The following is a 24,971-nucleotide window of genomic DNA, read 5'->3' on the forward strand; positions in this document are numbered from 1 at the left end:
CTGCCGCGCTACCCGGCGGCGCGGGCCGCCTTCACGAGCATGGCGCAGCGTTCGCCGATCATCATCGTCGTGATGTTGGGGTTGACGCTCACAAGCTCGGGCATGACGGAGGCGTCGGCGACCCGCAGTCCGGTGACTCCCTTGACGTGCAGTTCGGGGTCGAGCGGTGAGCCGATGTCGTCGACCGCGCCCATCCGCACGGTGCCGGCCGGGTGATACACCGTGTTGTGGGTCTTCTCGATGTATGCCGTGATTTCGGCATCCGTCTGCACGGCCTGCCCGGGATACAGTTCGACACCGGCCCAGGCGGCCATCGCCGGCTGGGCGACGATCTCGCGGGCCTTGCGGATACCGGCCACCATCACGCGCATGTCGTGCGGGTCGGTGAAGTAGCGCGGGTCGACGAGCGGCTTGTCGCGGTAGTCGCGGCTGCGCAGCTTGACGGTTCCGCGGGACCGGGCGTGTGTGACGTTCGGGGTGAGGCAGAAGCCGTTCTCCGTGGTCGGGTATCCCTGCCGGGCCGTGTGCATGTCGAAGGGCACCGAACCGTAGTGGAACATGAGGTCGGGCCGGTCGAGGCCGTCCTCCGTGGTCGTGAAGATGCCCAGCTCCCACCACTGGGTGGACTCCGTGGGCATGGGCTGCTTCGCCTCCCACTGGATCACGCCTTCCGGGTGGTCCTGGAAGTTCTCGCCCACACCTGGGGAATCCGCGAGCACCTCGATGCCGTGCTCGCGCAGCTGCGCGGCCGGTCCCACGCCGGAGAGCATGAGCAGCTTCGGGGAATCGATGGCGCCGGCGGAGAGGATGACCTCGGCGCGCACGGTGAGCGCGTGGGTGCGACCCGCCGCGTCGACGACGAGCACGCCGGTGCAGCGTTTGGCGTCATCGAAGGTCAACTGCCGGGCGCGCATCCCGGTGAGCAGGGTGAAGTTCTTTCGGTCCCGGATCGGGTGGATGTACGACACCGAGGAGGACGCCCGGGTGCCGTCCGCCTGGCGGTTGATCTGGAAGAAGCTCGCGCCGTTGACGACGGTGGTGCCTGAGTTGAACGTGGTGCGGGGAATCCCCGTCTGCTCGCAGGCATCGAGTAGAGCCACGCCGCAGGGGTCGTTCGGGGGCACGTCCATGAGGTGCACCGGTCCGTCGTGCCCGTGGTGCGGCGCCGGGTCGCTGTTGGTCTCCAGTTTTTTGTACAGCGGGAAGGTGTTCTTCGCCTCCCAGCCGGTGGCGCCGTGCTTATTGGCCCAGTCGTCGAGGTCTTCGGCCGGCGCCCAGAAGGCGATGCAGGAATTGTGGCTCGAGCATCCGCCCATCACCTTGGCGCGGGCGTGGCGCATGAAGGAATTGCCGTGTTCTTGCGGTTCGATGGGGTAGTCCCAGTCGTAACCGGACTCCAGAAGTTCCATCCAGCGGTCCAGCTTCAGGATGGCGTCGAGGCCGCGGTCGTCGGGGCCGGCCTCCACGAGGGCAACCTGCACGTCGGGGTCTTCGCTGAGCCGGGCGGCGACGGCCGCTCCCGCGGATCCGCCGCCGATCACGACGTAGTCGAATTCAGTCTCGGTTGGTGGTGTCATGTCTGTCACTCCTTCGGCGACGCTCAGCGCGCCGCGAACCAGCCGGTGACCGCCGGGGCGGTGTTCTGGTAGATGTGCTTGGTTTCCTGATATTCGGCCAGCCCCATCGGGCCCAGCTCGCGGCCGACGCCGGACTGACCGTAACCGCCCCATTCCGCCTGCGGCAGGTACGGGTGGAAGTCGTTGATCCAGACGGTTCCGTGGCGCAGGCGCTTGGCCATCCGCTGCGCCCGTCCGGCGTCCTGAGTCCACACGGCGCCGGCGAGTCCGTACACCGTGTCGTTGGCGATGGCCACGGCTTCGTCTTCGGTCTCGAAGGTTTCCACGGTCACGACCGGGCCGAAGGCTTCGTCGATGACCACGCTCATGCCGCGCTGCACCTGATCGAGGATGGTCGGGGTGTAGTAGAAGCCCTTCTCGAGGTCTCCCGTGCCCCAAGTGCCGCCGCAGCGCAGCCGCGCACCCTCGGCGAGTCCCTTTTGTACGTAGGCGCTCACCTTGTCGCGGTGCGCGGCGGAGATCAGCGGTCCGGTCTCGGCGTCGGGGTCGAAGGGACCGCCCAGTCGAATCTGGTTGGCGCGGCGCACGAGTTCGTCCACGAAACGGTCAGCAATGGATGCCTCAACCACGAGTCGGGCACCGGCGGAACAGACCTGTCCGGAGTGCACGAAGGCGCCGTTGAGGGCGTTGTCGACGGCGGCGTCGAAGTCCGCATCGGCGAAGATCACGTTGGGGTTCTTGCCTCCGAGCTCGAGGGCCACCTTCTTCACGGTTGCCGCCGCGGCCGCAGCGATCGTCTTGCCCGTTTCGAGGCCTCCGGTGAACGAGACCAGGTCGACGTCGGGGTGGCTGGACAGCGGGGCGCCGGCCACCGCTCCGGCACCAAGCACGAGGTTGGCGACACCGGCGGGGAGGCCGAGGTCGTCGAGCATCTCCACCATGAGCATGGCGGTGTGCGGGGTGAGCTCGCTCGGCTTGAGAATGAACGAGTTGCCGGCGGCGATGGCCGGCGCAATCTTCCACGCGGCCTGCAGGAGCGGGTAGTTCCACGGGGCGATCAGTCCGCAGACTCCCACCGGTTCCACCACGATGCGGCTGACCACGCTCTCATCGCCCGCATCGACGATACGGCCCGCGTCCTGCCCGGCGAGCTTGCCGAAGAATTCAAAACAGTTGGCGATGTCATCCATGTCGATTTCGCTCTCGACAAGACGCTTGCCGGTGTCGAGGGTCTCCGCACGGGCGAACGCGGCCTTGCGCACGCGCAGCTCCGCGGCAACACGGAGCAGAAAGTCTCCGCGCTCCGGGGCGGGCACGGATGACCAGACGCCACTGTCGAACGACGCGCGGGCCGCGGCGATGGCCGCGTGCACATCCTCCGTGGTGGCTTCGGACACCGTGCCGACCGGTTCCCCGTCGGCCGGGCAGCTGATCAGCCGGGTTCCGGCATCGGTGGAGGGAACCCACCGGCCGTTGATGAACAGGGTCGCGGTGGTCGTCGCGGTCGTCGTTGTCATGGTGCTCACTTCTTCACGTCTTCGGAATCGTAATCGGCTTCCCAGTTGGCTTTGGCCGCCTGGTCTACGGGCAGGGCGGTGTTGCCCGGCTCGGTGCGGTTGAGGTGCAGGAAGTCCAGGTGTGTCTCGTAGTGGTCGAGCACGTCGGTGATCACCTGCTCCTTGCTGTAGCCCATCAGGTCGTACCCGTGGCTGCCCTCGAGCGAGAACACCTCCATGCGGTAGTACTTGCCCTGCTCCGACGCGCTGCGCACGGCGTAGGTGGGGATGTCGAGCTGCACCGGGTACACCTGGTACTTGAACCCGCGCTCGCCACCCATGCTCACGAGCAGGTCGAGATGCGGGATCTGCAGGCCCTCGACGAGACCCTCGCTCAGGGTGGCCTCGGCACCCTGCTCACGAAGTTCCTCGACTACCTCCTGCAGCGCCGGAAGCGCCACGGTGGTGACGAAGCGATGAGCCTGGCGCTGCCCTGGGTAGCTCATCGCGCGTGCGAGGCGCTGTCGCCAGTTGCGTACGCGGGCCGGGTCGCCGCTACGGCCGGATAGCAGCCCGGGGAGGCTGACCCGGTAGCTGTCGGCGACGGATTGTTCCACACGGAGGGCCTTGTACAGCCCCAGCATGATCAGCATCAGCACCACCGAGAACGGCAGGCCCATGATGATCGTCGCGTTTTGCAGCACCGGGATGCCGCCCACCAGCATCATCGCGAAGGTCAGCAGACCGGTCGTCACCGCCCAGAACACGCGCAGCCACTTCGGGCCGTCCGCTTCGGAGTTCTTCAGGTGCGACGTGAAGTTGGACATCACGAGTGCGCCGGAGTCGGCCGACGTCACGTAGAACAGCAGTCCGGTGAAGGTCGCGATTGCGGCGGTCAACGGGGCCATCGGGAATTGGTCGAGCAGGGAGTAGAAGGCCTTTTCCGGCGAGTTCATGGCTATTTCGCCGAATCCCGCATCACCGCCGATGACGATGGCCAGGGCGCTGTTACCGAAAATGGCGATCCAGAGCAGAATGAACGCGAACGGCACCACGAGAACACCGGACACGAACTGACGGATGGTGCGCCCGCGAGAGATTCGGGCGAGGAACAGACCAACAAACGGCGCCCAGGCGATCCACCAGGCCCAGAAGAACAGGGTCCAACCGTTCAGCCAAGCGTCGGGCCGATCGTAGGCGAAGGTGTTGAGCGTCAGGGCGGGGAAGCGGCTCAGGGTGTCGCCGACGTTCTGCACGATCGCGTCGAGCAAGAACGACGTATTGCCCACCACGAGCACGAACACCATGAGCGCCACCGACAACAGCACGTTCAGTTCGGAGAGGCGACGGATGCCGCGCTCCACACCGGTCACGGCCGACACCGTCGCCATCACCACGGACAGAGCGATGAGGGACCCCTGCACGAAGAGGTTCTGCGGGGTACCGAACATGTAGGTGAGGCCGTAGTTGAGCTGCGCGACACCGATGCCGAGGCTCGTGGCGATGCCGAAAATGGTGCCGAGGATCGCGGCAATGTCCACGAAGTCCCCGATCGGGCCGTGGATGCGCTTGCCGAAGATCGGGAACAGTGCGGACCGGATGCTGAGCGGCAGGTTCTGCCGGTAGGCGAAGTATCCGAGCGCCAGGCCCATCAGGGCGTAGAGGGCCCAACCGGTGATGCCGTAGTGAAAGAGGGTCCAGACCATGGCCTGACGGGCTGCCTCGAGGGTGCTGCCGTCGCCGGCAGGCGGGGCCAGGTACTGTGTGACCGGTTCGGACACGGAGAAGAACATCAGGTCGATACCGATCCCGGCCGCGAAGAGCATCGATGTCCAGGTGAACAGGCTGTATTGCGGACGCGAGTGGTCCGGCCCCAGCCGGGTCTTGCCAACCCGGGAGAGGGCGATGTAGATCACGAAGGCCAGCACGATGGTGACGATCAGGAAGTAGTACCAACCCAGGTTGGTGGACACCCAACCGACAACGGCGCCGATGACCGTGCTCGCGCTGTCAGGGGCGAGGATGGCCCAGAGCGCGATGGCGATGATGCCGCTCGCGGAGCCGAAGAATACCGTCTTGTTGACCCGGGACGGGGCTTCGTCAGCCTCAGTGGAAATTTGGACAGGCTGAGACATGTAAACCCTTACTTTTGGAGCGACGCGTCCCTCCCCAGCAATGAAGGCCAGAACCCACCTAGCCTATCAAAAGCAAAAATCGGAGCAACGGTGAGTTTTTGCACCGCGCTCCGACTCTCATTCAAAACAGTCCGAGCCGGCCCACGGCCGGAGCACCCACCGTCAGGTGAGTGCCGGTTCAAGCGTTCAAGCGTTCAAGCAAGCCGCAACGACATCGGCACATCCGACAACACGAAGTCGAGTCGTGGAAAATTGTGAGCTTGATCTGGGATTTCTCTTTCGCGACATCTGGAACTCGGAGGATGCGCTCACGACATATCGACGTCCATCCGTTCCAGCACCGTGTGAAGTGCTCGTCGATACTCTGTGTAGCCGGTACTGAAAGTAGTCGCCAGAGTGAGGATGGTGACGAGGGGAAGGATCTGGGTAGCCAGCGCCCGAGCCGCGACGTCGTCAACGGGCAGTCCGAGGGCCGAGGCAATCACGCCCATTACGACCACCAGGAACAACGTCACCCAAGCGAATGCGATCCCCCGCAGCGTCGTGGTCGCCTCAACAAAGGACAATCTGTCGATCTCCAAGGCACTCAATCGTGCCATGGCGAGAGACGCCCATATGCCCGAAATCGAGGCGAGCGAAAGCGCAAATGCTGCGCTCATCTGGAAAGCGCGTGGGTCCGCTATGCCTTGCCACCAGGCACCGATTGCCAGGGCGAGCGTGGCCAACGCTCCCAAATTCCAATAGAGGACAAACCAATTAGTCTCCTCGAGCGCTCTGTTGTCACGCGGCGATCGCAGGACCAGCCGCCCCACGGCCCCAACGAGAAATCTGGTCATCCTGCGCATGCTTCACCCCTCAAAACTCACTGGACAGTCAGCATTCCTCGGGTGGCAGTAGGACGACCCGCTCCGCAACGCGCGACTTCGCGATTGGTCAGGCAGACACCGAAGAGGTCGAGAACTTGCGCATCCGCTGTCGCGAAGTTGCTACGACTTCTGGTGCTTCGTGCGCGTGATGACGGTCGGGCACGGAGCCTGCCCGAGTACCTCGTGACTGACCGAACCCATCCACCGACGGCCCCGCGCGCCGTGGCCGTGACTGCCGACCACAAGAAGCTGCGCCGTGGCGGCCGCTTGTAACAACGCCTGGGCCGGGGTCTCGTCGGTCACGAAGAGCTGGTGCACGACGAGGTCGGGGAAACGGTCGGCGAGGCCGGCCACGGATTCGGAGAGCACCGTGCGTTCCTCCTCGAGGCGCTCGGCGACACCCTCCTCAGGAATATGTTTGAGCACTCGTTGGCTGGGAACGTGCGCCGCGTACACTGCGGTGAGTTCCTGCCCCGTGCGGTCAGCCTCGGCCGCGGCGAATTCCACGGCGTCCCGGGCGTCCTCCGAGCCGTCTACACCGACCACCACGCCCGTTCGGTCACCTGAGAGCATCTGGGGCACGACGGCCACCGGACAGGAGCTCTGGGCGGCGACCTGCATGCTCACGCTGCCGAAGAAGTCCCCGGCAAACCCGGCCTTGCGGTGGGTTCCCACCACGACCAGGTCGGCGTCTTCCGACAGTTCGTGGAGCACGTGCTGGGCTGATCCCGAGCGCAGCGACCCCGTCGCGGCCACAGCGGGAGCAAGTTCGGCGGCACGCGCCTCGATCTGCCTCACGAGCGCCTGCTCATCGTTGATGATGCTGTTGTAGTAGCCGTATTTCTTGGACAGCCACGCGGCCGGCACCGTGTGCACGAGGGCCACGGGAGCGTCCAGCGCCTCCGCCCGGTGCAACGCCCACTCCAACGCGGCGGCACTGGTCTCCAATTCATGAACGCCGACAACTATCTTGCGGTTCACGGGTCTACCTCGTCTTTCGAAGGGGGTGTCGTCATTGACGGCCTCCCGGTGGGGGCAGCAGAGTCACCGCCCACGTTCACTATCGCGCATCCGCTCGGGCGAGGCTAGGGGCGGAAGTCCCGGCATGACTTTTGGTCCCACGTGAGCGCGGTCGGAGAGGCACATCCGGCCATGGTGTGGGCGCCTCCTTCTCTGGCGACCTGCCGATTGGTGCAGTCCGCTTGAACGCTCCAACCGGGGACGGCCTTCGGGCCCCGGCCAATGTCGGTGGCTGCTGCCACACTTGTTTCATGACCACCATTGACGGTGTTTTCGTTGGTTTGACCGGGTCGCTGGCCCGATCGAACATATCCGCGGCGTCGTTCGCGGAGCTCTCCGACGACCAGGCGGAGGGCACCCACCGGGCCATCGCCCGGCTCTCCCGCGAGGTCGCCGCCTACCTCTCCCTGTCGGCGGCGAACGTCGCCACCCGCTCCGACTGGCAGCTCGGCCGCGAAGGCCTCGCCCGGAAGAAGGGCTACCCCAGCCCCGAGGACTATGTGCAGGCCTTGGGCGGAGGTGGCGGCAGCAGCAAGGCCGACACCCGCCGTCTGATCGAGGCCGGCACCATGGCCACCGAGGCCGAAACCGCCCGGGAACGCCAGAAGCAGGCCGACCAGTGGGCTCGGGAGTTTCCCGAGGCGCCGCCAGTAGATGTGCACACGCCGTGGTTCGCGCCGCTCGGCACCGCCGTTACGGATGGGACCTTGAGTACCGAGTCCGCGACGGCGATTCGTCGGGGCCTCGGTGAAACCGCAATCGGGGTGACCGAAGCGATGCTCGCCGACGCGGTCGTGCAGCTGATCGACCAATGTCAGTCGGTAAACGCGGACCAGGCGGCGAAGGCGGCCCGGCAGTGCCGGGACTCCATCGATGCCGCCGGTGTCGCGTCGCGAGCCGACGCGATGCGCGCCCGGCAGTACCTGAGGGTGTGGGACAAGCCGGACGGCATGTTGCACGGCACCTTCGAACTGGACCCGGAAAACGGCGCCTACTTCACGGACTTCCTGCTGCAGATCACCGGACCCCGCACCGGCGGACCGAGGTTCGTGGAGAAGGGCGAGAAGGAACGCGCCAGGCGCATCATCGACGACCCCCGCTCCACGGACCAAATCGCCGCCGAGGCCCTGATCGAGGTGATCAAGGTCGCGGCCGCCGCCGACCCCGGCACGCTCTTCGGCCGGATTCGCCCGTCGGTGAAGCTCGTCGTGACTGCGACAGATGCTCCAGCCCCGACACCCTCGCGGGGTGCCTCGGGCGAACTGGTTCTGACAGACGGGTTCATCGAAGGAACCCCGGACGCCGTCCCGACGACCACCATTGACCGGTCGATCTGCAACGCCGGTTTCATACCCGTGCTGTTCAGCAGGGACGGCACCGTGCTGGATGTAGGCAGGGAACAGCGCCTCTTTTCAGCTGAGCAACGCGCGGCCCTGGCACTTCGGGACGGCGGGTGCAGGTGGCCGGACTGCCACCGACCACCCAGCCACTGTGAGGCCCATCACCTGCACGGCTGGAACGCAGACGGCGGACTCACCAATCTCGACGACGGCGTCCTCCTCTGCGCCCGCGACCACCTCCGCCTGCACAACGACGGGTGGCGGATCACCCGAACCGGCACCGAATACTGGCTGGTTCCACCGTCATCGGCCGACCCGAACCGAGCCCCCATCCGGTTGGCCGGCACATCACCGCTGCACCTGGCCTCGCCCATGCGATGACCAGCCGGAAGTCGCGGGGCAGGACGGGCTAGTCCTCCGCACCGCCAAGGGCCGGACGCAGTCGGGTGAGCGCGAACCTCGATCGGTTTCACCGATCAGGCCTTCGCGTGTCCGATCTGACCGGATCCGGCGGGCGCGCGCCATACTGGGGTCATGGCCGAGAACAAGACGCAGCCGACGGACGCCTCCGTCGAGGATTTTCTCGACGCGGCGACGCCCGCCCGACGTCGCGACGACGGCAAGACCCTCGACGCGATCTTCCGCGAGGTGACCGGCGCAACGCCCGTCATGTGGGGCCCGTCGATTGTGGGGTACGGAAGCTTCCGTTACGTGTCCCCCGCGAACCCGCGCACGCGCGGCGATTGGCCCAAGGCGGGATTCTCGCCGCGCAAGGCGCAGTTGTCGCTCTACGGGCTCAAAGACCTCCCCGAGGGCGCGGCCCTTCTTCCGCAGCTCGGCACGTACACCGAGGGCATGGGCTGCGTCTACGTGAGGAAGCTCGACGACATCGATCTCGGCGTGTTGCGCCGGCTCATCGCGATCGCTGCGTCTCGGGGCGACGACCCCGAGCCTGCGCCGACCACCGGGTAAGTCCACGACGCGACGGTGGTGCTCAACTTCCCGGCCAACGTATGTTCGTCACGATCCGGCGCCGTCTCCGGGGAAGCGCCCGGACATCCCCTGAACGGTTTGATCGATGCCTGCTCCGTCGGCCTCGACGTCGTCCATGTAGAACGTTCCCACGACGATCACGTGGTCCTGTGACTCGAAAATCACGACCCCGCAGGTCTCGAAAGGCAGTCCGTCGGTTCGCGTGCCGGACCATGTCCATTCGCACCAGGTCGTCTCGCCGTCCTGTACCGCGCGGACGAGCTCGATACGGAAGTCGGGGATCCCCGCGAACATCGCCGTCCAGTTGGCCCGTACCTGGGCGCTCCCGACGAAGGCGCGAGCCGGGTGCGCCGGGTGAACACTCCGGTAGTCGGGATGGAAAAGTGCCATCATCCGGTCAAGATCATGGTCGTTGGCTGCGGCCACGAGCGTGGCGATGTTGACGCTCATCGGTCCTCCTCCATCCTGCGAGAGCGCAGGCGAATCGTCCGCGCCCCCGCCCTGATGGCCCAGAGCCTACGCCGAAGACTGTCGGCTCGGAAGACCACTCAGGACGAATCGACGACCGGCTATGCGGGGAATGACGAGAAGCCCAGACCCGGACCCTGAGGGTCGGAGTCTGGGCTTCGTATCAGGACCCGAATCTACTTGGCGGGCTTCTTTCTTCTTTGAGCGCGGGCGCTCGTGGCGGTGGTTTCGGCCGCAGCGCTGAACCGCGCGTTCCTCATGCCTGAGCTCGATGCTCGTGCAACCTTGTTGCTCTGCTTGGGATTTTGGGCCATGGTGCACGCTCCAATCAATTTCGTTCCGGGATGGGTCTCCCGTGGTTGAACCCGAGTTGCCCCACCATACCGGTCCCGCTTGCTAGAAGTCCCAGTCGTCGTCTTCGGTGTTGACGGCCTTCCCGATCACGTACGAGGAGCCCGACCCGGAGAAGAAGTCGTGGTTCTCGTCGCCGTTCGGTGAGAGCGCGGAGAGGATCGCCGGGTTCACGTCGCAGACATCCTTCGGGAAGATCGCCTCGTAGCCGAGGTTCATCAGCGCCTTGTTGGCGTTGTAGTGCAGGAACATCTTGACGTCCTCGGTCAGGCCGAGCTCGTCGTAGAGGTCCTGCGTGTACTGCACCTCGTTCTCGTAGAGTTCGAACACGAGGTTGAACGTGTAGTCCTTGATCTCGTCGCGACGCGCCTGGGTCTCCTTCTCGAGCCCCTTCTGAAATTTGTACCCGATGTAGTAGCCGTGCACCGCTTCGTCACGAATGATCAACCGGATGAGGTCGGCCGTGTTGGTGAGGCGGGCCCGGCTGGAGAAGTACATGGGCAGGTAGAAGCCCGAGTAGAACAGGAACGACTCAAGCAGCACCGAGGCGACCTTGCGCTTCAGCGGATCGTCGCCCTGGTAGTAGTCCATGACGATTGAGGCCTTGCGCTGCAGGTTCTCGTTCTCGGTCGACCAGCGGAACGCCTCGTCGATCTCCTTCGTTGACGCGAGCGTCGAGAAGATCGAGGAGTAGCTCTTGGCGTGCACCGACTCCATGAACGCGATGTTCGTATAGACGGCCTCTTCGTGCGGGGTGATCGCGTCGGGGATGAGCGAGACGGCTCCGACGGTGCCCTGGATCGTGTCGAGCAGGGTCAGCCCGGTGAACACGCGCATGGTGAGCTGCTGCTCGACCGGCGTGAGCTGGTTCCACGACTGGATGTCGTTGCTGAGCGGGATCTTCTCCGGCAGCCAGAAGTTGTTGGTCAGTCGGTTCCAGACCTCGACGTCTTTTTCGTCTTCGATCTTGTTCCAGTTGATCGCATCGACGTGCGACACCAGCTTGAGCTTGTCAATCATGAGTTGGTTCCTTTGGTGGTGCGTCGGTGGTCGTGTCTCGGCCGGTTGTCGAGCCTGTCGAGACACGACCACCGCTGTGTACAGCGAATTACATTAAAGCGCGCAGGAGACGCAACCCTCCACCTCGGTGCCTTCGAGTGCCATCTGGCGCAGGCGAATGTAGTAGATGGTCTTGATGCCCTTTTTCCAGGCGTAGATCTGGGCGCGGTTGATGTCGCGGGTCGTCGCGGTGTCCTTGAAGAACAACGTCAGCGAAAGGCCCTGGTCAACGTGCTGGGTCGCCGCGGCGTATACGTCGATGACCTTCTCGGCACCGATCTCGTAGGCATCCTGGTAGAAGTCCAGGTTGTCGTTCGTCATGAACGGCGCCGGGTAGTACACACGACCCAGCTTGCCCTCCTTGCGAATCTCGATCTTCGCCGCGATCGGGTGAATCGACGCGGTCGAGTTGTTGATGTACGAGATCGACCCTGTCGGCGGCACGGCCTGCAGGTTCTGGTTGTAGATACCGTGCGTCATGACGGATGCCTTCAGCTCGGCCCAGTCGGCCTGCGTCGGAATCGACACCCCGGCCTGGGCGAAGAGCTCCGCGCCGCGAGCCGTGACGGGCTCCCACACCTGCTCGGTGTACTTGTCGAAGAACGCGCCCGAGGCGTAGGCGGAGTCTTCGAAGCCCTCAAAGGTGCGGCCGCGCTCGATGGCGAGCGCGTTGGAGGCGCGCAGGGCGTGGAACAGCACCGTGTAAAAGTAGATGTTGGTGAAGTCGATGCTCACGTCGCTGCCGTAGTAGACGCGTTCCCGGGCGAGGTAGCCGTGCAGGTTCATCTGGCCGAGTCCGATGGCGTGCGAACGGTCGTTGCCGTCTTCGATCGAGCGAACGGAGGAGATGTGGCTCTGCTCCGACACGGCATTCAGGCCACGGATCGCCGCGCTCACGGTGCGCCCGAGGTCTCCGGAGTCCATCGCCAGGGCGATGTTCATCGACCCGAGGTTGCAGGAGATGTCCTTGCCGATTTCGTTGTACGAGAGGTCCTCGTTGTAGGTGGTCGGAGTGTTCACCTGCAGGATCTCGGAGCACAGGTTCGACATGTTGATGCGGCCCTTGATCGGGTTCGCCTTGTTCACCGTGTCTTCGAACATGATGTACGGGTAGCCCGATTCGAACTGAATCTCCGCGAGGGTCTGGAAGAACTCGCGCGCCTTCATCTTCGACTTCTTGATGCGGGGGTTGTCGACCATGTCGTGGTAGTTCTCGGTGACCGAGATGTCCCCGAACGGCACGCCGTAGACCTTCTCCACGTCGTACGGCGAGAACAGGTACATCCACTCGTCGTTCTTGGCGAGCTCGAACGTGATGTCGGGAATGACGACACCGAGCGAAAGGGTCTTGATGCGAATTTTCTCGTCGGCGTTCTCACGCTTGGTGTCGAGAAAACGCATGATGTCGGGGTGGTGCGCGTGCAGGTACACGGCGCCGGCACCCTGACGGGCACCGAGCTGGTTGGCGTAGCTGAAGGAGTCTTCGAGCAGCTTCATCACGGGGATGATGCCGCTGGACTGGTTCTCGATCTGCTTGATCGGCGCCCCGGCCTCGCGGATGTTGCTGAGGAGCAGAGCCACACCGCCGCCGCGCTTGGACAGCTGCAGGGATGAGTTGATGCCGCGGCTGATCGATTCCATGTTGTCTTCGATGCGCAGCAGGAAGCAGGAGACGAGCTCGCCGCGCTGGGCCTTGCCCGAGTTCAGGAAGGTCGGGGTCGCGGGCTGGAAGCGACCGGCGATGATCTCTTCGACGAGTTCGACGGCGAGCGTCTCATCACCGGATGCGAGACCCAGGGCGGTCATCACGACGCGGTCTTCGAAGCGTTCGAGGTAGCGCTTTCCGTCGAACGTCTTGAGCGTGTACGAGGTGTAGTACTTGAACGCGCCGAGGAAGCTCTGGAAGCGGAACTTCTTCGAGTAGGCGAGCTTGTTCAGGCTCTCGATGAACTCGAAGGAGTACTGGTCGAGCACGGCCTGCTCGTAGTATTCCTTCTCCACCAGATAGTCGAGGCGCTCGCGCAGCGAGTGGAAGAACACCGTGTTCTGGTTGACGTGCTGCAGGAAGAACTCACGCGCGGCTTCCTGGTCTTTGTCGAACTGGATCTCCCCGTTCGGTCCATACAGGTTGAGCATCGCGTTGAGCGAGTGGTAGTCCATGCCCGACGGTGCGTCGATGGGCGTGACTTTCACGGCCGTAGTTTCCAAAATTCTTCCAATCCGTCGTGAACGATGCGCACATCATCCGGTGTTCCAAATACTTCGATGCGATACAGGTGGGGAACCGCGCATTTGGCGGCGATGATGTCCCCCGCGAGGCAGAACGTCTCGCCAAAATTCGTGTTGCCCGCGCCGATGACGCCGCGGATCAAGGAGCGATTCTGCGGGTCATTCAGAAAACGAATGACCTGCTTGGGAACCGCCCCGCCCTCGCCTCCACCACCGTAGGTGGGAAGACAGAGGACGTACGGCTCAGTGACCGTGAGGGGTGTGTCTCTCGCGTAGAGGGGGATACGACTGGCCGGGCGCCCGAGCTTCTCGACGAAGCGGTGCGTATTACCTGAAACGCTCGAGAAATAGACGATTTCAGTCATTGAGCACCTGCCCGGAGCGTGCTACGCGAGGCGAGCGGCGAGCGCGTTGATCTTGTCGGGGCGAAAGCCTGACCAGTGCTCCTCGTCGGTGATGACAACGGGTGCCTGCAGGTACCCCAGGGCCTTCACCGCTTCGAGTGCGTTCTCGTCGACCGAGAGGTCGAGAACTTCGTACTCGATGCCCTTGTTGTCCAAAGCGCGATACGTCGCGGTGCATTGGACGCATGAGGGCTTCGTGTAGACCGTAATTGCCATTGCGGATGGCCTTTCTCGTTGTGGCAGAACTGCGTGTCAGAACTGCTTTTCAGTGGTGCACCCAGGTGCGATACTGAGGAAGTTTTTCGTCCGGCACTAGTGCCTGACTACTCTCTCAATACTACATCTAGTGATGAGAAATCGGAATGGCCACTAGATGAGGTAATTACAATTATGTAGTTATCCACCGACATTCCACCGAGTTACCCACAGGCGGCCCCCGAAATGAGCGCCTGATTCCGCGGGCCGACCGCGAGTTATCCACAGGCCGGCGCCCGGGGAACGATTCTGCCCCGCATAGACCCGAGCGGCGTGTCGCGCACCCCACCGCCGCACGCAGCGAGGGGCCGACCCCATCGGGCCGGCCCCTCGCCTGTATTGCTCCAGAACGGATACTACTTGGTCAGCGGCGCCAACTTCGAGTCGTCGGCGTAAGCCTCTGCCGCGGTCTCCTTCGTCACGATCACCGGGGGGATGAGGTACGCCGGCACGATCTTGTTGCCGTTGTCGTAGGAATCGTCGTTGGTCTCCGGCGTTCCGCCGGTCTGCAATGTCTTGACCATGTCGATCGCCTGGGCGACGAGGAGGCGGGTGTCCTTCTTGATGGTGGAGTACTGCTCCCCCGCCATGATCGACTTGACCGACTCAACTTCGGAGTCCTGACCCGTGACCACCGGAATCGGCTTGCCGGCCGCCTTCACCGAGGTGATGATCGCCCTGGCGAGCGTGTCGTTGGGCGAAAGCACACCGTCCAGTTCCTTGTCGCCGTAGGTGCTCGTGAGCAGCGAGTCCATGCGGCTCTGGGCATTCTCGGCCTTCCAGTCTGCGGTCGCGGTCTGCTTGATGTCGGTCTGACCGGAGGCGACGACGAGGGTTCCATCGTCGATCTTCGGCTGCAACACACTCATCGCGCCTTTGAAGAACACGGGAGCGTTGGCATCGGCGGAATTCCCGGAGAACAACTCGATGTTGTACGGGCCCTCGGGCTTCTTGGCCGCGAGGCCATCCAGCAGCGCCTGCCCCTGCAATTCGCCGACCTTGTAATTGTCGAAGGCAACGTAGTAGTCCACGGCGTCGGTGTTCAGGATGAGGCGGTCGTAGGCGATGACGAGGGCGCCGGCGTCGTGCGCGGCCTGCACCTGGGTGCCGAGCTGGCCGCCGTCTTGAGCGCCGATAATGATGACCTTGGCACCGTTGGTCACCATGGCGGAAATCTGGTCCTGCTGGTCCTTCACCGTGGTGGAGGCGCCGGCATACTGCACGTCCCCCTTGAAGCCGGCCTCCTTCAGACCGTCCTCGAACAGGCCGCCCGCAAGGACCCAATTCTCAGACGTCTTCGACGGAAGCGCCACTCCGATGGTGGCGTCGGCCGGGAAACCCGACGTGTCGGCGGCCCCGGAGGTGTCCGCGCGGCCGCCGGAGCAGCCGGACAGTGCCATGAGTGCCACTGCGGCGACGGCCGTGGTGAGGATGATTCTCTTTCGCATGTCAATCACTTTCTATTCATTGAGGGCGATGCGGAATGAAGCGGGGGAGAAACGTTATCGGGGAAGGTCTGCCGGCCTGGCGCTGTCCGGCGTGCCGGCATCCGGCGTGACGGTCGGCCGTTCGGGTTCGGGCTCGGTGACGTTGCGATTGCGGGTGAGGAAGCCCATCAGCGAGGGCCGCCCCTGGCTCTTGTTCCACACGTCGACACCGACGGCCACCAGCAGAACGAGGCCCTTGATGATCTGTACGAGGTCTGAGCCCACACCCTGCAGTTGGAGACCGTTGTTCAGCACGGCCATCACGAGACCACCGATGATCGATCCGATCACGGTGCCGATACCGCCGGATACCGCGGCGCCACCGATGAAGACCGCCGCGATCGCGTCGAGTTCCCAGCTGAGCCCGTCCTGCGGGCCGGAGGCCTGGGAGCGAGCGACAAAGATCATGCCGGCGAGCGACGCGAGGATCGACATGTTCATCATCACCAGGAAGTTGATCCGCCGCGACTTCACGCCGGAGAGTTCGGCCGCGAGTTTGTTGCCGCCGACGGCGTAAATGTGCCGGCCCATGATCGTGTTGCGGGAGATGAACGCGTAGAGCAGCACGAGGAGTCCGAGAATGATCCCCGACACCGGGAAGCTCGTGCCGACCCTGCCGCTGGCGAACTGCAGGGTGGCGAAAATGAGCACGCCGTCGAGGAGCACGATCTTGAGGATGCTCACCCAGAGGGGTGCGACCTCCGAACCCATCGCCTTCTGCGTCCGGCGGCCCTTGAACTCGACCCAGATCACGGCCGCGGCCAGGATCAGGCCGAGCAGCAGCGTCAGGTTGTTGTAGCCGGTGTCGGGACCCACCTCCGGCAGGTAACCGGCACCGATGAACGTGAAGCCCTTGGGCACCGGAACGGTGTTCGCGTTTCCGATCAGCTGGTTGCCTCCACGGAAGATGAGCATTCCGGCGAGAGTGACGATGAAGGCCGGCACACCGATGTAGGCCACCCAAAACCCCTGCCAGGCACCGATAAGGGCGCCGACGAAGAGGCCAAAGAGAATGGCGAGCGGCCACGGAAAATGCCAGCTCTGCATCGACGTCGCCACGACGATACCGGCGAACGCCGCGACCGAACCGACGGAAAGGTCGATGTGGCCCGCGATGATCACGAGCACCATGCCGATGGCGAGGATCAGGATGTAGGAGTACTGGCTCACCAGGTTGATCATGTTTCCGGGCGAAAGGGTGAGCCCGCCGGTGACGATTTGGAAGAAGACGATGATGCCGATCAGGCTGAACAGGATTCCGAACTGGCGCAGGTTGGATGCACCCCCGCCAAACATTTTCTTCAGGTCGCCAAGGCCGCCCGATTTGGTCGTCGAGTCTGTACTCATCTGCTCTGCACCTTCTTCTTCGCGGAGGTCATGCTCTTCATCAGGGATTCGGGATCCGCCGCGCTGCCGTCGATGCAGTCGGTGATGGCGCCCTCGAAAATTGTGTAAATGCGGTCGGCAAGCCCGAGCAGCTCTGGCAGCTCAGAGGAGATCAGGATGACTCCCTTGCCCTGCGCCGCGAGCTCCTGGATGATGCCGTAGATCTCATACTTGGCACCCACGTCGATACCGCGCGTGGGCTCGTCGAGGATGAGCACCTCCGGGTCCGTGAACATCCATTTGGCCAGGACGACCTTCTGCTGGTTTCCACCGGAGAGTTTGGCGACCCCGGCGTCGACACTGGGCGTCTTGATACGCAGGCTCTTGCGATACTGCTCCGCGATCGCGAACTCTCGTGAGTCGTCGACGACCGGCCCGCGGGAGATTTTGGACAACTTGGCGGACACGACGCTGCGTTTGATGTCGTCCAGCAGGTTGAGGCCGAGCGCTTTCCGGTCCTCACTGACGTAGGCCAGGCCGTGGTCGATGGCCTCCGAGACGTTGCGAATCTCGATTTCCTTGCCGTCCATGAACATCCGTCCGGACAAGAAGGTGCCGTAGGAGCGTCCGAAGATGCTCATGGCCAGCTCCGTGCGACCTGCGCCCATGAGACCGGCGATGCCGACGATCTCGCCGCGGCGAACCGTGAGGTTCGAGCCCTTGACGACCAAGCGCTCGGGGTCCTGCGGGTGCTGAACGGTCCAGTCCCGCACCTCAAACAACACCTCACCGATGTGCGGGGTGTGGTCGGGGAATCTGCTTTCCAGGCTGCGCCCGACCATGCCACGAATGATCCGGTCTTCGTTGACGCCGTCGTGCAGGATGTCGAGAGTCTCGATGGTCTTTCCATCGCGGATGATGGTGATCGTGTCGGCGACGAGTTCTATCTCGTTGAGCTTGTGGGAGATCATGATTGAACTGATTCCCTTGCCTTTGAGACCGCGAATCAGGTCGAGCAGATGCTGGGAGTCGGCCTCGTTCAGGGCCGCGGTCGGCTCGTCGAGAATGAGCAGCTTCACGTCTTTGTTCAGGGCCTTGGCGATCTCCACCAGTTGCTGCTTGCCGACACCAATGTGTTTGATGAGCGTGTCCGGGTCGTCGCGCAGTCCCACCCGGGCCAGGAGGTCAAGGGCCCGCTTCTTGGACGCGGCCCAGTCGATGGCACCGTGTCGCACCATTTCATTACCGAGGAAGATGTTCTCGGTGATCGAGAGCTCGGGGATGAGCGCGAGTTCCTGGTGGATGATGGCGATGCCGGCCGCTTCACTGGAGCGGATGTCTTTGAACTGCACCTTTTTGCCCTGGAAGATGATGTCGCCGGTGAAGGTTCCGGCGGGGTACACGCCGGACAGGACCTTCATGAGGGTTGATTTCCCGGCGCCGTTCTCGCCGCAGATGGCGTGGATCTCCGCGGCCTTGACCGTGAGGGACACGTTGGAGAGGGCCTTGACGCCGGGGAACTCCTTGGTGATGGAGCGCATCTCCAGGATGGTGGGGCGGGTCGACATCGTTGTACTCCTTGCGCCGGTATTCATGTGTCGTCACGGGCCAGGCGCACGCGCACGGCGATTGGCGCTCGCGTGGTTTTGCCGGTCGTTACAGCGGGAATAGTACCGCCGGAGAGCCATTTTTTGAACACGTGCCTGACCTCAATGTCATGCCAATACGGATAGGTGTGTGGTGTGAACAAATTCGTGTGACCGTTCACATCGTTGATAATAGTGCAGCTCGAATGCCGTTCGTGTCAAGTGGCCTTTAGTAACGCTTAGGTAACGGGGCACTTCGCCCGGGAGCAGGCCCGGTGGACTCTCGCACCACCAGACGGGGCAGAGTCTGCAACGGAGGGGCCGCTTCGTCCGCGCCCTGCACCTCCTCCAGGAGGAGCGCGACGGCGCGACGCCCGATCTCCGTGAAGTTCTCGTGCACCGTGGTGAGCGGTGGCCAGAAGTGCGCGGCCAACGGGATGTCGTCGAACCCGACCACGCTCACGTCCGCCGGCACATTCACCCCCTCGTCGCGAAAGGCATGCAGCAGTCCCGCCGCCATGTGGTCGTTCGCGGCGAACACGGCGGTGAAGTCCCGGTTGCGGCAGAGCTCCCGGCCGGCGAAGTACCCGAATTCCGCGGTCCAGTCGCCGAGGATCGGTGGGTGGGTGGGCAGGTCGGCCCGGTCGATCTCGTCCAGGAAGCCGCGCATCCGCGCCTCTGCCTCGATCCAGTCCTGCGGGCCGGCCAGGTGCAGGATTTCGCGGTGGCCCAAATCGATGAGATGTCGGGTCGCCAGTCGGGCGCCCTCGATCTGATCGACCGACAGCGCCCTCGGGCCGGTGATGGTGATCGACTGCAGGCTCACGTACGGCACGTGGATCGACATGCGCGCGAGGGCGTCGAACACGCGAACCTGCGGCGCCACCACGACCAGGCCCTCGATGGACTGGCTCATCAGGTGGTCGATCGCGTCACGGATCGACGCAGGGTCGAGCGCGTTGAGGTTGGCCGTGATCACGTAGTACTCGGCGGCTCGGGCCGCGTCCTCAATGGCGGCGAGGCTGCTCGAGGGACCGAACCCGGCGTTCGCGGCCGCGAGCACGCCGATGGTACGTGAACGCCCGGCCCCGAGCGCGCGTGCCGCTCGATTGGGTCGATAGCTGAGCTCGGCCATGGCGGCGAGCACGCGTTCCTTGGTGGCGTCACGGATGCTGGGGTGATCGTTGAGCACGCGTGAGACGGTCTGGTGAGAGACGTCGGCGAGCTTCGCGACATCCCGAATACTCGGTGCGCGTTCCCGGGGCGATTCAGTCGGCACGGCGGGTCCTGATCGTATGTGCACGGTCACAAGTATGATCGCTCAACCATTATGCACAGCATCCGGTCAGGATGTGACTGTCACATGCGGCCGGGTTTGCGACCAGAATGGCGTATGCCCATTTTGAATAGAGACATGACGCTTTGCATCTCGCTCGCCGCTCGGCCGAGCAACCTCGGCACGAGGTTCCACAATTATCTGTACGACGAACTCGGACTGAACTTCGTCTACAAGGCCTTTGCCCCCACCGATCTGGGGCAGGCCATTGCGGGCGTGCGCGGTCTGGGCATCCGCGGCTGCGCGGTGTCGATGCCGTTCAAGGAAGAGGTGATCGCTCTGGTCGACGAGATGGATGCCTCGGCGTCGGCGATCAGCTCCGTCAACACAATAGTGAACGACAACGGGCACCTCACGGCGTACAACACCGACTACACGGCGGTGCAGCACCTGCTCGCGCAGCATGGCGTGCCCGCCGGCCTGTCGGTGCTGGTGCGCGGCAGCGGCGGGATGGCCAAGGCCGTCGCCGCGGCGCTGCGCGACGCCGGGTTCACCGACGGAACCATCGTGGCTCGCAATGAGACCACCGGCCGGGCCCTGGCCGACCTGTACGGTTTCGGGTGGGCGCCGGAGGTAGGCGACCTGCAGGCCGGCCTGATCGTGAACGTGACGCCCGTCGGCATGAGCGGCGGCCCGGAGGCCGACGACGTGGCATTCCCGGACGCCACGGTCGACGCCGCGACGTGGGTGTTGGACGTCGTCGCGTACCCCTCGGAGACACCGTTGATCCAGGCGGCCAGGGCCGCAGGCAAACCGGTCATCACCGGCGCCGAGGTCGCGGCCGTTCAGGCCGAGGAGCAATTCGTGCTGTACACGGGAGTGCGCCCCACCGCCGAGCAGGTGCGTCGGGCGTCGGAGTTCTCCCGCGCCTGACCGGCAATAGAGGCTCTCGGACGCCGGTCAGGCGGACCCGGCTACTTGCGCGGGAGGGCGGTCTCCAGGTCAGCGATGAGGTCGGCGACGTCTTCGATGCCCACCGAGAGACGCACGATGTTGTCGGCGACCTCGAGGTCGGTGCCGCGCACCGAGGCGTGGGTCATCTCCGCCGGGTAGTTCACGAGCGATTCGACGCCGCCGAGGGATTCGGCAAGCTGGAAGAGGCGCGTCGACTCGCAGAACTTCCGCGCGGCCTTCGATCCGCCCTTGAAGGAGAGGGAGATCATGCCGCCGAAGCCGCTCATCTGCTGTTTGGCGAGCTCGTGCCCCGGGTGGCTGGGGAGGCCGGGGTAGTAGACGGTGTCAACGGCGGCGTGTGCGTCGAGGAACTCCGCGATGGCCTGCGCGTTGCTGCAGTGGCGATCCATCCGCACGGCCAGGGTCTTGATTCCGCGCACGGTGAGCCAGGCGTCGAGCGGGGCCGACACCGGGCCCACGGCGAACTGCAGGAAGGTGACCTTCTCGGCCAGTTCGTCATCATTGATGATGAGTGCTCCTCCGAGCACGTCGGAGTGACCGCCGAGGTACTTGGTCGTGGAGTGCACCACGACGTCGGCACCGAGCGACAAGGGGTTTTGCAGCGCGGGTGAGGCGAAGGTGTTGTCGACCACCACGACGACGCCGGCGCGGTGGCCGATGTCGGCGAGCTCGGCGATGTCGCTGATCTTCATGAGCGGGTTGCTCGGCGTCTCGATCCAGAGAACCTTGGTCTCATCGGCGATGATCGCCTTCTCGACGGCGCGCAGGTCGGACAGGTCGACCGTGGTGTTGCGCACGCCGGAGGAGCCGTGCACGCGTTCGATCAGCCGGTGGGTGCCGCCGTACACGTCATTGCCGAGCACGATGTGATCGCCCGGCTTGAGGAGCGCCCGCAGCAGGGTGTCCTCCGCGGCGAGTCCACTCGCGAACGACAGCCCGTGCTTGCCCCCTTCGAGGGCGGCGAGCAGGGTCTCCAGCGAATTGCGGGTGGGGTTGCCGCCCCGGCTGTACTCGTAGCCGCCGCGGAGGTTGCCGATGCTTTCCTGCACGTAGGTGGACGTCTGGTAGATCGGCGGGATGACGGCTCCGGTGGTCGGGTCGAATGCCTGACCGGCGTGGATGGCGACGGTGTCGAACTTCTGCTTCTTGGCCATGGTGCGGCTCCTAACGGGAAAGTATGGTTTAGACGCTCAGGTAGGTGAGCAGGTCGTGACGGGTGAGTACGCCGAGCGGCTTGCCGCCGTCGGTCACGAGCATCGCGTCGTGGTGGGCGAAGGCGCTGCGAGCCGCGGACACGGGTTCGTTGACGCCGATAAGCGGGAGCGACTCACCGACGATGCTGCCGACGCGATCCGTGAGCTGGGCCTCGCCCGAGAAGACCAGTTCCATCAGATCGCGCTCGTCGAGGGCGCCGAGCACTTCCCCCATCACCACAGGAGGCTTGGCCGAGAGCACGAGCAGCTGGGACACGCCCTGGCTCGTCATCGTGGCGATCGCGTCATGAACGGTGTCGCTCGGGTGCACGTACACGAACGGTGGAAGCGTGCCGGTCTTCGCCTCGAGTACGTTGGCGACGGTGTGGCCGGTCGGCGCGTTCGTGAAGCCGTAGCTGCGCATCCATCCGTCGTTGAAGATCTTGCCGAGGTAGCCGCGCCCGCCGTCGGGCAACAACACCACGACGGTGTCGCGTTCGGTGAGCGTTTCCGCCAGTCGCAGCGCGGCCACGACGGCCATGCCGCTCGAGCCGCCGACCAGGATGCCCTCCTCGAGGGCGAGGCGGCGGGTCATGGCGAAAGAGTCGGCGTCGCTGACGGCGATCACCTCGTGCACGACGTCCGGGTCGTAGGCGCCGGGCCAGAAGTCCTCCCCCACGCCCTCGACGAGGTAGGGGCGCCCGGTTCCGCCGGAGTAGACAGAGCCCTCCGGGTCGGCACCCACGATCCGAACGGCGTCGTTCGACACTTCGCGCAGGTATCGGCCGGTACCGGTGATGGTTCCGCCGGTGCCGACACCGGCGACGAAGTGCGTCACGGTGCCGTCGGTATCGCGCCAAATTTCGGGTCCGGTGGTCTCGTAGTGGCTCAGCGGGCCGTTCGGGTTGAAGTACTGGTTGGGCTTGAACGCGCCGGGGATCTCCCGCGCCAGGCGGTCAGACACGCTGTAGTACGATTCGGGGTCATCGGGGGCGACGGATGTCGGCGTCACAACGATCTCCGCCCCGTATGCCGTCAGCACATTGCGTTTGTCTTCGCCCACCTTGTCCGGCAGCACGAAAACGCACTTGTAGCCACGCTGCTGCGCGACGAGGGCGAGGCCGACGCCGGTGTTTCCGCTGGTGGGTTCCACGATCGTTCCACCGGGCTTCAGCAGGCCGTCGCGCTCGGCGGCGTCGATGATGCGCACCGCGATGCGGTCCTTCGCCGATCCGCCGGGGTTGAGGTACTCCAGTTTCACGAGCACTGTCGCCGTGATGTCACCGGTGACCTTGTGGAGCTTGACCAGCGGGGTGTCGCCGATGAGGTCAAGGATGGTATCTGCGATCTTCATGGAGTGTCCTTCATCGGATTTCGCGCGCACCCGTCCACTCTATCTGCCCCCCTGAGGGCGTATACAGAAGATCTCCGGGTCACACTGGTACGTTCGGATGAATATTGCACCGCTATGAAAGGTCCCTCGCATGCCCCAGCCCGGCTCGCCCGCGAACCAAGCCAGCTTGAAGGACAAGCGCGCCGCACAGCGCGCCAAGAAGCTTGAGGCCTTTCACGCGCAGCAGAAACGCACCAAGCGCAACCGCCGCATCGGCATCATCTCTGCCGTGGTGGGCGGCGTGGCCGTGGTGGCTCTCGTGATCACCATGGTTGTGCTCACCCCGAAGGCCCCCGATTACGCGGGTGGCGGCACCGGCGAGAAGATCGAGGGCGTCCTCTCCTATGAGAACGGCAACGGCCACGTGGAAACAACGGTCGCTTACGATCAAACGCCGCCGGTCGGCGGCGAACACAACCCCGCGTGGCTGAATTGCGGCGTGTACGACGAGTCGGTTCCCAACGAGAATGCCGTTCATGCCCTTGAGCACGGCGCAATCTGGGTGACCTACGACCCCTCGATCAGCTCCGAGGAGCTCGATGCGGTGAAGGCCCTGCTGCCCTCGACCTTCGTCGTGCTCTCGCCCTTTGAGGACTCACCGGCACCGATCGTGTTGAGCGGGTGGAACGTGCAGCTTCAGCTCGACTCCGCCGACGACCCCCGGTTCGGTCAGTTCTTCTCGGAGTACTGGAAGAGCGGCACCGCGCCAGAAATCGGCGCGCCCTGCTCCGGCGGGATCGACGCCCCCGGCAAGGTCTCCTAAGCGTGGAGGGCGAGGCCCAGCCGGCGCGGCGTCGTGGCCGCACGGCCGTTCTCGTGGCCGTGCTGATCACCGCGGTGATCGTGGGCGTGTCCGCCTTCTCGGTGGGACGGCTGAGCACCCTCGCCGATCCGATGCCGGTATCCACGAGCGCCGAGGCCGGGTTCACCCGTGACATGCAGGTGCATCACGACCAGGGCGTGCAGCTGGGGTTCCTCATTAGGGAGCGCTCCATTGACGATGCCGTGCGGCTGTTGGCCTACGACATCATCCGCACGCAGGGGCAACAGTCCGGTCAGATGTTCGGTTGGCTGAGCGCCTGGGGGCTGAGCCAGTCGGCACCGGAGGCATCCATGACCTGGATGACCCGGCCGGGCATGACCGACACTGCGCACGAGCATACGTCCGGAACGCATGTGCCCGGCGACCCCATGCCGGGGCTCGCAACGGATGCCGAACTTGCGTCGCTGACCGCGGCATCCGGTGTGGAGGCCGACCGGATCTTTCTCACCCTGATGATTGCGCACCACCAGGGCGCGATCGACATGGCCGAGGCGGTGCTTGACCGCACCAACAACTCCATTGTTCGGTCCTTTGCGACGGCCGTGATGGCGAGCCAGCAGAGCGAGATCAACCTCATGACCGAGATGCTGGCCGCGCGAGCCTAGTAGTGTCCGCCCTGATCCGTGCCGGCGGTTGGTGCCCGGACATGGGCACCTGAAGACGCAGCCCGGATGCCGGGGCGCTTCCTGTGACGGAATCGAGGGCTGCCCTCGGGACGA

At 64.5% G+C, this 24,971-nt stretch carries 21 protein-coding genes; 5 read left to right on the plus strand and 16 right to left on the minus strand.

Annotation, left to right across the window (positions count from 1 at the left end):
- Positions 1-8 precede the first annotated feature (8 nt).
- The 5 genes from AC1MB9_RS13235 to AC1MB9_RS13255 form a co-directional block, all read right to left on the minus strand.
- Positions 9-1,577, minus strand: a complete 1,569-nt coding sequence (locus tag AC1MB9_RS13235) for a GMC family oxidoreductase (RefSeq protein WP_479962406.1) — start codon at positions 1,575-1,577, stop codon at positions 9-11.
- A gap of 23 nt (positions 1,578-1,600) precedes the next feature.
- A complete protein-coding gene (locus AC1MB9_RS13240) occupies positions 1,601-3,094 on the minus strand; it encodes an aldehyde dehydrogenase family protein (RefSeq protein WP_479962407.1) in 1,494 nt (497 codons plus the stop codon).
- A gap of 5 nt (positions 3,095-3,099) precedes the next feature.
- Positions 3,100-5,208 (minus strand): choline BCCT transporter BetT, encoded by a 2,109-nt coding sequence (gene betT, locus AC1MB9_RS13245; protein WP_479962408.1) that lies wholly within the window; start codon positions 5,206-5,208, stop codon positions 3,100-3,102.
- A 308-nt stretch (positions 5,209-5,516) separates the two neighbouring features.
- Positions 5,517-6,044 (minus strand): hypothetical protein, encoded by a 528-nt coding sequence (locus AC1MB9_RS13250; RefSeq protein WP_479962409.1) that lies wholly within the window; start codon positions 6,042-6,044, stop codon positions 5,517-5,519.
- Positions 6,045-6,194: 150 nt separating this feature from the next.
- Positions 6,195-7,055: a universal stress protein gene (locus AC1MB9_RS13255; protein WP_479962410.1), complete on the minus strand. Its 861-nt coding sequence runs from the start codon at positions 7,053-7,055 to the stop codon at positions 6,195-6,197.
- Positions 7,056-7,345: 290 nt separating this feature from the next.
- Here AC1MB9_RS13255 and AC1MB9_RS13260 point away from each other — a divergent pair, with 290 nt between their 5' ends.
- Positions 7,346-8,815, plus strand: coding sequence for an HNH endonuclease signature motif containing protein (locus AC1MB9_RS13260; protein WP_479962411.1), 1,470 nt, complete (start codon positions 7,346-7,348; stop codon positions 8,813-8,815).
- 153 nt (positions 8,816-8,968) lie between these two features.
- Positions 8,969-9,406, plus strand: a complete 438-nt coding sequence (locus AC1MB9_RS13265; RefSeq protein WP_479962412.1) for a DUF1801 domain-containing protein — start codon at positions 8,969-8,971, stop codon at positions 9,404-9,406.
- 48 nt (positions 9,407-9,454) lie between these two features.
- Here the strand turns inward: AC1MB9_RS13265 and AC1MB9_RS13270 are convergent, their stop codons facing one another.
- The 9 genes from AC1MB9_RS13270 to AC1MB9_RS13310 form a co-directional block, all read right to left on the minus strand.
- Complete coding sequence (locus AC1MB9_RS13270; protein ID WP_479962413.1) at positions 9,455-9,877, minus strand: nuclear transport factor 2 family protein; 423 nt, start codon at positions 9,875-9,877, stop codon at positions 9,455-9,457.
- A gap of 414 nt (positions 9,878-10,291) precedes the next feature.
- Entirely contained in the window at positions 10,292-11,266 is a 975-nt protein-coding gene (gene nrdF / locus AC1MB9_RS13275; protein WP_479962414.1) for a class 1b ribonucleoside-diphosphate reductase subunit beta, read from the minus strand.
- A gap of 93 nt (positions 11,267-11,359) precedes the next feature.
- A complete protein-coding gene (gene nrdE, locus AC1MB9_RS13280) occupies positions 11,360-13,465 on the minus strand; it encodes a class 1b ribonucleoside-diphosphate reductase subunit alpha (RefSeq protein WP_479964649.1) in 2,106 nt (701 codons plus the stop codon).
- Positions 13,466-13,494: 29 nt separating this feature from the next.
- Positions 13,495-13,899, minus strand: a complete 405-nt coding sequence (nrdI, locus tag AC1MB9_RS13285) for a class Ib ribonucleoside-diphosphate reductase assembly flavoprotein NrdI (RefSeq protein WP_479962415.1) — start codon at positions 13,897-13,899, stop codon at positions 13,495-13,497.
- Positions 13,900-13,920: 21 nt separating this feature from the next.
- The gene (nrdH, locus tag AC1MB9_RS13290; RefSeq protein ID WP_035880942.1) at positions 13,921-14,154 is read right to left on the minus strand and encodes a glutaredoxin-like protein NrdH; all 234 of its coding nucleotides are present in this window, start codon (positions 14,152-14,154) and stop codon (positions 13,921-13,923) included.
- A gap of 395 nt (positions 14,155-14,549) precedes the next feature.
- Positions 14,550-15,641 (minus strand): substrate-binding domain-containing protein, encoded by a 1,092-nt coding sequence (locus AC1MB9_RS13295; protein WP_479962416.1) that lies wholly within the window; start codon positions 15,639-15,641, stop codon positions 14,550-14,552.
- Positions 15,642-15,695: 54 nt separating this feature from the next.
- A complete protein-coding gene (gene mmsB, locus AC1MB9_RS13300) occupies positions 15,696-17,027 on the minus strand; it encodes a multiple monosaccharide ABC transporter permease (protein ID WP_479962417.1) in 1,332 nt (443 codons plus the stop codon).
- Positions 17,024-18,574 carry a multiple monosaccharide ABC transporter ATP-binding protein gene (gene mmsA, locus AC1MB9_RS13305; protein WP_479962418.1) on the minus strand — a complete coding sequence of 517 codons (1,551 nt, stop codon included), beginning with the start codon at positions 18,572-18,574 and terminating at the stop codon, positions 17,024-17,026. The genes mmsB and mmsA overlap by 4 nt, the downstream gene beginning before the upstream one ends.
- Before the next feature lie 247 nt (positions 18,575-18,821).
- Complete coding sequence (locus tag AC1MB9_RS13310; protein ID WP_479962419.1) at positions 18,822-19,871, minus strand: LacI family DNA-binding transcriptional regulator; 1,050 nt, start codon at positions 19,869-19,871, stop codon at positions 18,822-18,824.
- 114 nt (positions 19,872-19,985) lie between these two features.
- Between AC1MB9_RS13310 and AC1MB9_RS13315 the strand changes: the two genes are divergently transcribed.
- Complete coding sequence (locus AC1MB9_RS13315) at positions 19,986-20,801, plus strand: shikimate 5-dehydrogenase (protein WP_479962420.1); 816 nt, start codon at positions 19,986-19,988, stop codon at positions 20,799-20,801.
- A 41-nt stretch (positions 20,802-20,842) separates the two neighbouring features.
- Here AC1MB9_RS13315 and AC1MB9_RS13320 read toward each other — a convergent pair whose 3' ends face one another.
- Entirely contained in the window at positions 20,843-21,997 is a 1,155-nt protein-coding gene (locus AC1MB9_RS13320; protein WP_479962421.1) for a cystathionine gamma-synthase, read from the minus strand.
- Between the two features lie 28 nt (positions 21,998-22,025).
- Entirely contained in the window at positions 22,026-23,390 is a 1,365-nt protein-coding gene (locus AC1MB9_RS13325) for a cystathionine beta-synthase (protein ID WP_479962422.1), read from the minus strand.
- A 130-nt stretch (positions 23,391-23,520) separates the two neighbouring features.
- Between AC1MB9_RS13325 and AC1MB9_RS13330 the strand changes: the two genes are divergently transcribed.
- Entirely contained in the window at positions 23,521-24,192 is a 672-nt protein-coding gene (locus AC1MB9_RS13330; protein WP_479962423.1) for a DUF3105 domain-containing protein, read from the plus strand.
- A gap of 2 nt (positions 24,193-24,194) precedes the next feature.
- A complete protein-coding gene (locus AC1MB9_RS13335; RefSeq protein ID WP_479962424.1) occupies positions 24,195-24,857 on the plus strand; it encodes a DUF305 domain-containing protein in 663 nt (220 codons plus the stop codon).
- Positions 24,858-24,971 lie beyond the last annotated feature (114 nt).

This window comes from Cryobacterium sp. AP27, from assembly GCF_056680495.1.